Annotated in this window: 1 pseudogene; it reads left to right on the top strand. The window is 71.5% G+C overall.

What is annotated here, in order from left to right:
• Positions 1-621 (top strand): annotated as a pseudogene (locus LCI23_RS20460) (hypothetical protein); the annotation flags it as partial.

Below are 621 nucleotides of genomic sequence, written 5' to 3'. Positions count from 1 at the left end.
CGAAACCGACCCGCTCGGGCGAGTCACCCGCACCGGCTACGACGGCCACAGCCTGCGCGTGGCCGACCTGCGCCTGCCGGACGGCAGCCGCTGGCAGGCGAACTACGACCACTTCGGCCGCCTGCTCGCTACCCGCGATCCGCTCGGCCGCAGCGAAGCCTACGAGTACGACGATGCACCCTCCCCGCAGCCGCTGGCGCACATCGACGCGCGCGGCGGCCGCCAGCGCATGGTCTGGGACCGGCGCGGCCTGCTCACCGCCTACACCGACTGTTCCGGCAAGACCACCCGCTACGACTACGACCTTGACGGCCACCTTGCCGCCGTGACGGACGCGCTCGGGCACATCACCCGCTACCAGAGACGGCGCACCGGCGAAGCGCTGCTGGTAACGCTGCCGGACGGCAGTACCGAACAATACGCATACGACGCCGCCGGCCTGCTGGTCGAGCAGCAGGCACGCGGCCGCGTGCAGCGCTGGCTGCGCAACAGCCGCGGCCAGGTGCTCGACGCCACCGACCCGGCCCAGCGCCACCTGCGCTACCGCTACGACAGCCAGGGCCGGCTGGTGGAGCTGGCTACCGACAGCGACACCCGCTACCGTTTTACTTACGACCACGG

The organism is Massilia sp. MS-15 (genome assembly GCF_020176695.1).
Taxonomy (GTDB): domain Bacteria; phylum Pseudomonadota; class Gammaproteobacteria; order Burkholderiales; family Burkholderiaceae_D; genus Telluria; species Telluria hydrophila.
The sequence above is the reverse complement of the archived record's forward strand: the minus strand, read 5'-3'. Positions and strand labels throughout refer to the sequence as shown.